The organism is Pseudonocardia xinjiangensis (assembly GCF_012911925.1).
GTDB lineage: Bacteria > Actinomycetota > Actinomycetes > Mycobacteriales > Pseudonocardiaceae > Pseudonocardia > Pseudonocardia xinjiangensis.
The window spans coordinates 1-7645 of record NZ_JAAXKY010000237.1; the positions used below are offsets into that span (position 1 = coordinate 1).

At 71.0% G+C, this 7645-nt stretch carries 8 protein-coding genes; 2 read left to right on the top strand and 6 right to left on the bottom strand.

Going from position 1 to position 7645, the window contains the following annotated elements; translation table 11 throughout:
- Positions 1-130 precede the first annotated feature (130 nt).
- Positions 131-814, bottom strand: a complete 684-nt coding sequence (locus HF577_RS35805; protein ID WP_312859599.1) for a DUF3159 domain-containing protein — start codon at positions 812-814, stop codon at positions 131-133.
- Between the two features lie 160 nt (positions 815-974).
- On the opposite strand from HF577_RS35805, the gene HF577_RS35810 reads away from it, so the two are divergent.
- Positions 975-1757 (top strand): SGNH/GDSL hydrolase family protein, encoded by a 783-nt coding sequence (locus HF577_RS35810; RefSeq protein WP_312859600.1) that lies wholly within the window; start codon positions 975-977, stop codon positions 1755-1757.
- 9 nt (positions 1758-1766) lie between these two features.
- Here the strand turns inward: HF577_RS35810 and thpD are convergent, their stop codons facing one another.
- The 4 genes from thpD to ectA are packed head-to-tail and all read right to left on the bottom strand — an operon-like array spanning position 1767 to position 4815.
- Entirely contained in the window at positions 1767-2672 is a 906-nt protein-coding gene (gene thpD, locus HF577_RS35815) for an ectoine hydroxylase (RefSeq protein ID WP_169400441.1), read from the bottom strand.
- Positions 2672-3079 carry an ectoine synthase gene (locus tag HF577_RS35820; RefSeq protein ID WP_169400442.1) on the bottom strand — a complete coding sequence of 136 codons (408 nt, stop codon included), beginning with the start codon at positions 3077-3079 and terminating at the stop codon, positions 2672-2674. Before HF577_RS35820 ends, thpD begins: the two co-directional genes overlap by 1 nt.
- A complete protein-coding gene (ectB, locus tag HF577_RS35825; protein WP_169400443.1) occupies positions 3076-4338 on the bottom strand; it encodes a diaminobutyrate--2-oxoglutarate transaminase in 1263 nt (420 codons plus the stop codon). Before ectB ends, HF577_RS35820 begins: the two co-directional genes overlap by 4 nt.
- Positions 4339-4344: 6 nt before the next feature.
- A complete protein-coding gene (gene ectA, locus HF577_RS35830; protein ID WP_312859601.1) occupies positions 4345-4815 on the bottom strand; it encodes a diaminobutyrate acetyltransferase in 471 nt (156 codons plus the stop codon).
- Between the two features lie 341 nt (positions 4816-5156).
- Here ectA and HF577_RS35835 point away from each other — a divergent pair, with 341 nt between their 5' ends.
- The gene (locus tag HF577_RS35835; RefSeq protein ID WP_169400445.1) at positions 5157-5942 is read left to right on the top strand and encodes an SDR family NAD(P)-dependent oxidoreductase; all 786 of its coding nucleotides are present in this window, start codon (positions 5157-5159) and stop codon (positions 5940-5942) included.
- A 6-nt stretch (positions 5943-5948) separates the two neighbouring features.
- On the opposite strand, the gene HF577_RS35840 is transcribed toward HF577_RS35835, so the two are convergent.
- Positions 5949-7379 carry an FAD-binding oxidoreductase gene (locus tag HF577_RS35840; RefSeq protein ID WP_169400446.1) on the bottom strand — a complete coding sequence of 477 codons (1431 nt, stop codon included), beginning with the start codon at positions 7377-7379 and terminating at the stop codon, positions 5949-5951.
- Positions 7380-7645 lie beyond the last annotated feature (266 nt).

The window sequence follows — 7645 nt, forward strand, 5'->3', positions numbered from 1 at the left end:
GGACGGGGGGCGCTGGGGAACTGAGGCATGGCTCCTGTCGGCGATCACATCTTCGGGCTGTCGAACGTCCATGATTCTCAACGCTCCGGGCGTCTGAATCGCTCCGGATGGCCACCGTTGGTGACCGCCTTCACGTCGACGGTCGGGAACCCTCCGCGCCGTCCTCCGGATGGCGCAGTCCGCGGTGTCCCGGCGGCAACGCCGAACGGAGCACCGGCCAGGACAGCGCAACGCACAGTGCCACGAGCGGCCAGGTGAGCACCGACCGCGCGATGCCCAGTGCGACCACGGCGTCGGCGAGGTACAGCGGCACGAACACCGCGAGCCGCACGAGGTACTGGCCCACCCAGACCCAGCTGGCCCGCTGGTAGCCGCGCAGCAGGTCCGGGTCGCGGCGCCACCGGGTGCGCTGGCCGAGCGCGGTGCCCACCACCACGCCGAGCAGCGGCCACCTGATCACGATCGAGACGGCCCACACGAGCGCGCTCGCCGCGTTCGACACGATCTGGACCAGGAAGAAGTCGACAGCGCGCCCGGTGTAGAGCGCCACCAGCGCCGCCACCGCCACGCCGAGCAGGCCCAGCAGCACGGCACGCGGGCGCTTGCCGCCGAGCATGCGCACCACGCCGATGACCGCGGCGGCGAGCACGGCCGCGCCACCGGCCCAGGCCACCGGCGAGGCCCACGCCACGGCGTCGGCGATCGTGAACGCCAGTACGAACGCGACGACCGGAACGGTCGCGTCCACCGCCGCGCCGTGGCCACCGAGGATCTCCGCCAGCGAGGCGTCGGGGTTCGGTTTGCGACGAGCCACGAAGTCAGGGTGCCCTATCTCGGCCCTCGTGAGTGCTTCATGTCGTTGTACACACAGCACATCACCCGGCGGACGGTGGCGCGGATCGCCGGTCCTGGGTGATATTGGAGCGATCTGCACCCGTCGAGAGGGTGAAGCGGACCTTAACGAAGGGCGTGACGTGGCAGTCAACAGTTTCGTGGCGCTCGGTGACAGCTTCACAGAAGGCCTGGACGACTGGCGGGCGGACGGCACGCCGCGCGGCTGGGCCGACCGCGTCGCGGAGCGGCTGGGCGCCAGCAGGCCGGGGTTCCGCTACGCCAACCTCGCCGTGCGCGGCAAGCTGCTCGACCAGATCGTCGACGACCAGCTTCCCGTGGCCGAACGCCTGCGCCCCGACATGATCGCGTTCTGTGCCGGTGGCAACGACATCATCCGCTTCACCTGCGACACCGACGACCTCGCGCGCCGGTTCGACTCCGCGCTGGAGCGGGTCACCGCCACCGGAGCGCAGGTTCTCGTCTTCACCGGCTTCGACCTGGGCCGGATGCACCCGATCATCCGCCGCCTGCGCGGCCGGGTGGCCTGCTACAACGAGCTCATGCGGGCCAGCGCCGAGCGCCACGGCAGCACGGTCGTCGACCTCTGGGGCATGGCTCCGCTGGCGGATCCCCGCACGTGGGGCAGGGACCGGCTGCATCTCACCGCCGAGGGGCACCGCCGCGTCGCGCTGCGCGTGCTGGAGACGCTCGGCGAGCCCGTCGTCGAGGACTGGCGCGCGCCGCTGCCGGCCGCCGTCCCCGCGCCGTGGCGGCACCGCCAGCGCGAGGACCTGGTCTGGATGCGCGACTTCGTCATGCCCTACGTCCGGAGGCGGATGCGCGGTCACCGCACCGGCGAGGGGTTCGTGCCCAAGCGCCCCGACCTGCTGCCCCTCGACGGCGGCGGTCAGCCCGCTCTGTGACGCCCGCGCTCAGCGCGGGATCGGCGTGATCTCCCGGGCCGCGATGTAGGACGGCCGGGGTGCCGGCGCCGCGAACGGCTCGGTCAGCCCGTTGTCCACGCTGTTGAACACCACGAAGATGTTCGACCGCGCGTACGGGGTGATGTTGTCGGCCGAGCCGTGCATGCAGTTGGAGTCGAACAGCGTGGCCGACCCGGCCGGGCCCGTCAGCATGGCGATGCCGTGCCGGTCGGCGAGGGTGGTGAGGCTCTCCGGGTCGGGGGTGCCGATCTCCTGCTCGCGCAGCGACTCCTTGTAGTGGTCGGCCGGTGTCTCGCCGACACACGCGACGAACGTGCGGTGCGAGCCGGGCATGATCATCAGGCAGCCGTTGTGCGGATGGTTCTCGGTGAGGGCGATGGACATGCTCACCGCTCGCGGTGCCGGCATGCCGTCCTCGGCGTGCCAGGTCTCGAAGTCGGAGTGCCAGTAGAAGCCGCCCCCGCCGAACCCGGGCTTGTAGTTGATGCGGCTCTGGTGGACGTAGACGTCCGAGCCCAGGATCTGGCGGGCCCGGCCGGCCACCCGCTCGTCGGCGACGAGCGCGGCCACGGCGTCGCTGATCCGGTGCACCTCGAAGACGGAGCGCACCTGCCGCGAGCTCTTCTCGACGATCGTGCGCTCGTCCTCGCGGATCCGCGGGTCCGTGGCCAGCCGGTCGAGCTCGGCGCTGTACGCGGCCACCTCGTCGGGGGTGAGCAGCTCCGGCACGGTGACGAAGCCGTCGCGGTCGTGCGCGGCGAGCTCGTCGGACGACAGGGGGCCGGGCACCTCGGTACCGCCCCAGACCGTGGGTTCGACGCGTTCGATCAGCGAGGGCCGGTCCGCCACGCGCGTGGGGTAGCGGTCGGCCGTGGTCGTGTCGAGCAACGTCATCAGGAAGCCTCCTCCTCCACGGCCGGGACGATCAGCGGGTACACGCCGTTCTCGTCGTGGACCTCGCGCCCCGTCACGGGCGGGTTGAACACACACACCGTGCGCATCCGCGTCCGCGGTCGCAGCTGGTGGCGTTCGTTGCCGTTGAGCACGTAGACCGATCCCGGCTGCAGCCGGTGGGTCACGTCGTTGTCCTTGTCGTACAGCTCGCCCTCGCCCTCGATGACCCAGACGGCCTCGATGTGGTGGGCGTACCAGAAGTCGTTGACCGAGCCGGCGTCGAGCACGGTCTCGTGCAACGAGAAGCCGACCCCGTCACCGGCGAGCACGATCCGCTTGCTGCGCCAGTGCTCGGTGCGGATGTCGCGTTCGGTGTCGGTGATCTCCTCCAGGGTGCGCACGATCATGCCGCCGCCCCCTCGAGCGTGGCCCCGACCGACTCGCGCACCACGGTCAGGCCCTCCTCCAGCTCGGCGTCCGTGATGGTCAGCGGGGGCATGATCTTCATGACCTCGTCCGACGGCCCCGCCGTCTCCATCAGCAGCCCGCGCTCGAACGCCGCGGCGCAGGTCTTGGCCGCCAGCCCGGGCTGCGCGAAACACAGGCCCCTGGCCAGCCCCCGGCCCTTGGGTACGAGCGTGCCGTCACGCGCTGTGCCGGCCAGCTCCTCGAGTGTGTCGTGTATGCGCTCGCCCTTCGCGAGCGTGGAACGCTCCATGACGTCATCGGACCAGAACTCGCGCAGCGCCGCAGCGGCGGTGACGAATGCGAGGTTGTTGCCCCGGAAGGTGCCGTTGTGCTCGCCGGGACCCCATTGGTCGTACTCGGGTTTGATCAATGTGAGCGCCATCGGCAGGCCGTAGCCGCTGATCGACTTCGACAGGCAGACGATGTCGGGCTGGATTCCGGCGATCTCGAAGGAGAAGAAGGGGCCGGTCCGCCCCACCCCCATCTGGACGTCGTCGACGATCAGCAGGATCTCGTGCCGGTGGCACAGGTCGGCGAGGCCCTGCAGCCATTCCACCCTGGCCGGGTTGATGCCACCCTCACCCTGAACGGTCTCGACGATGACGGCGGCCGGCTCGTTGAGGCCGCTGCCGGCGTCGCCCAGCAGGCGGTCCAGCCATAGGAAGTCGGGCACCGTGCCGTCGAAGTAGTTGTCGAACGGCATGGGCGTGGCGTGCACGAGAGGGATTCCGGCGCCGCCGCGCTTCATGGAGTTGCCGGTGACGGAGAGCGCGCCGAGGGTCATCCCGTGGAAGGCGTTCGTGAAGTTGATGACCGACTCGCGGCCGGTGATCTTGCGGGCCAGCTTCAGCGCCGACTCGACGGTGTTGGCCCCGGTGGGCCCGGGGAACTGCACCTTGTAGTCGAGCCCGCGCGGTCTCAGCACGAGCTCCTCGAATGTGTGCAGGAACTCACCCTTGGCCACGGTGTACATGTCGAGACCGTGCGTGACGCCGTCCCGGCGGAGGTACTCCAGCAACGGCTCCTTCAGCTGCGGCGGGTTGTGCCCGTAGTTGAGAGCACCGGCGCCGGCGAAGAAGTCCAGGTAGGAGCGACCGTCGACGTCATTCAGGCGTGCACCCTGCGCGGTGTCGAACACCACCGGCCAGTTGCGGCAGTAGCTCCGGACCTCGGACTCCAGATCGTCGAAGACGGTCATTACTCCTCATCCCTCGTCCCAGGGGTTTCGACGCTCGACCGGACCGATCCTGAACAGGATCTCGGGTTCGTGAGAAGCCCCGAGAAGCTCGGGGCCGAACAGTTCGCTGCGCCGGATGTCGGCGCGGTTCCGGTCGGCGAATGCAGTGAACAAAGCGATCGATCCCGAATTGTCGGGCGTGATCGTGGCTTCGAGGTGGTCGGCGTCGGGCACGGCGCCGAAGAGGCCGTCGAGCATCGCCGCGCCCAATCCGCAGCCACGGGCCTCCTCGGCCACCGCGACCTGCCAGACGACGAGTGTGTGCAGCTCGTCCGGACGCCGGTAACCGGTGACGAAACCGATGACCGCGTCGCCCGCTTTCGCGACGATCGACGTCGCGGCGAAGTCCCGGAACCACAGTAGATACGCGTAGCGCGAGTTGACGTCGAGCACCCGGGTATTCGCGGCGAGCCGCCAGCAATCGACTCCGTCGTCCACGTCCGGGCGACAGATCGTCACCCCTCCAGGGCCTCCGACGGCGGCAGCTGAGGGCGTAGCAGGTGCAGCCATGTTGCAGGAAGGTAACAGCGACGCATGCTGATCGCCGACGATGCGGCAACCCGAGCCTCTGCTCCGCCGCCCTGGATCATGAATCCGGTCACGCAGAGGTTTAGCCTGCCGCCGATCGGGTAGGCCCGCCCGCCTTCCTGCTCACTGCGTGTTTCGACGGGTCCTCGGGCGGCGGGTGCCATTGCTGCATCCGGGTGCACATCACGGATTTGCAACATCGGTCACAGTGCCCCGCGGTGGCCGGTTCGTCCGGTCCTAGGGTGGTGCGGGTGACGAGGAGCGACGCGGCCCGCTCCTACGTCGTCACAGGTGGCGGCCGCGGCGTCGGACGAGCGGTGGTCGAGCGGCTCCTGCGCGACGGCGGCCACGTCGTCGCCGTCGAGTTCGATCCCGCGGCCACGGGCTGGCTCGCCGGGCACCCCGCCGCGGTCGGGGTCGTCGGCGACGCCGGTGACGAGGCGGTGTCCGAGCACGCCGCCGACCGCGCGGAGGAGCTGGCCCCGCTCACCGGCTGGGTCAACAACGCCGCGGTGTTCCGCGACGCCTCCCTCCACAGCTCACCGGCGAGTCACGTCCTCGACCTGGTGGCGGCCAACCTCGCACCGGCCGTGGTCGGCTGCACCGTCGCCGTCCGGCGCTTCCTCGCGGCCGGCACCGGCGGGGCGATCGTCAACGTGTCCTCCCACCAGGCCGGGCGCGCGGTACCCGGCTGCACGCCGTACGTCACCGCGAAAGCCACGATCGAAGGGCTGACGCGAGCCGCCGCGGTCGAGTACGGGCCCCGCGGGGTGCGGGTGAACGCGGTGGCGCTGGGCTCGGTCACCACCGAGCGGTACACGGCCCTGCTGCGCGAGCTCGGGCCGGCCGCCGCCGCCCGGGTGGAGGAGGAGATGCGCCTCCTGCATCCCGTCGGGCGGGTCGGCAGGCCGGACGAGGTCGCCGCCACCATCGCCCACCTCCTGTCCGACGAGTCGAGCTTCGTCACCGGTGCCACCGTCCCGGTCGACGGCGGGCGCTCGGTGCTCGCGCGCGACCCCGAGGCGTACGACGTGTGACGCGCCCTACGGCGTGGGCACGATGTTGTTGTTCACCTGGAACAGGTTCTCCGGGTCGTACACCGCCTTGATCTGCCCGAGGCGTCGCAGGTTGCGCCCGAACGCGCTGTCCACCCCCGCCTGCACCGGTTCGTCGGCGAGGCCGGTGAAGTTCAGGAAGACGTTGCCGTTGCCGAACTTGCCCAGCTCCTCCCACGCGGCGCGGCCCCAGGCGATCGCCGAGGCGTCCTGCGCCGGGTCGGTCCACATCGTGTCCACCGACACCATGAACGGGGAGGACCGTTCCGCGAAGGCGGTCTCCTCCGGCCCCACGGCATGCACGGCACCACCGATGTGGAAGGTGTTGACCAGGGTCTGCGGGGCGGGCCGGTCGAGCGCCCGCCCGGCGATGGCGTCGACGGCGTCGTCGGTGAGCTCGTCGAGGTACTGCGACTTCCAGTACGCGCGCAGCGTCCGGCGCGGGAAGATCGGGTCCAACGCCGCCTGCACCACGGAGTACGGCATCGGCTGGGACATGTCGAACAGCGGCGTGCCCAGCTCGCGCAGGGGCTGCATGACCCGCATGCCCTCGTCCGGGTTCCCGGAGTACACCCCGCCGACGATCGCGACCGGCCGGTCGTGGACCACGTCGGGCATCCCGGGAGCGGCGGGGAACGTCATCGTGACGATGAACGAGGTGACCGCGTCGGGTGTGGAGACGACATGGTCCCGCCACCGGCGCTCGACGTCCGCGAGGTCCTCGAGCGGGTAGAACGTGCCGGCGAACGCCACCACCGGGCCCAGCGGGTGCAGCCGGAAGGTGAACGACGTGACGATCCCGAAGTTGCCTCCGCCCCCGCGGATGGCCCAGTACAGGTCGGGGTGGGTGCCTGCGGAAGCCGTGCGGATCGTGCCGTCGGCGCACACCACCTGCGCCGCCACGACGTTGTCGCAGGACAGCCCGTGCCGGTTCTGGAGGTGCCCGTAGCCCCCGCCCAGCGTCAGCCCGGCCACGCCCGTCTCGGAGACCCGGCCCAGCGGGGTGGCCAGGCCGAAGGCCTGGGTCTCGCGATCGACGTCACCGAGCAGGGCTCCGGCCTGCACCCGCACCAGCCGGCGGTCGGGATCGACCTGCACGCCCCGCATCGCGGAGAGGTCGACGAGCATGCCGTCGCGGGCCGTCGAGAACCCGGCCACCGAATGGCCGCCGCCGCGGACCGCCAGCAGCAGCCCGTGGTCGCGGGCGAAGTTCACCGCGTCCACGACGTCGGCGGTTCCGGAGCAGCGGGCCGATACCGCGGGCCGGTCCGCGTGCATCGCGTTCCACACCTCGCACGGCTCGGCCGCGGCCGCCGGATCCTCGGCCGTGACGAGCGAACCCCTCAGCCGGTACATCAGCTCGGTCACGGCGGCGTCCGGCAGATGTTCCTGCGAGCCGTCACGGGTGGCGACGTCCATGGGTTCGGCCCCTTTGCCTGGCTGCCTGCTCCGAGAGCGGGCGTGGCGGGCCGGGCGGCCGGACGGCGGCCCGGTGTCGGCACTGCCGCACAGAGTTGACCGGACACGCTACGCGCGGCCGCCGTGCCGGCACATCGGCTCTTCAGTGCAGTGCCGGCGGGTCTGCGGTCCGCTCCACGGCGCAGTGCACTGCGCCCGCTGCCGCACGCGGAACGGGCGACTCGCGCGGTCGGGCGGGCGACTCGCGGACGGGAAAGGGGCGACTC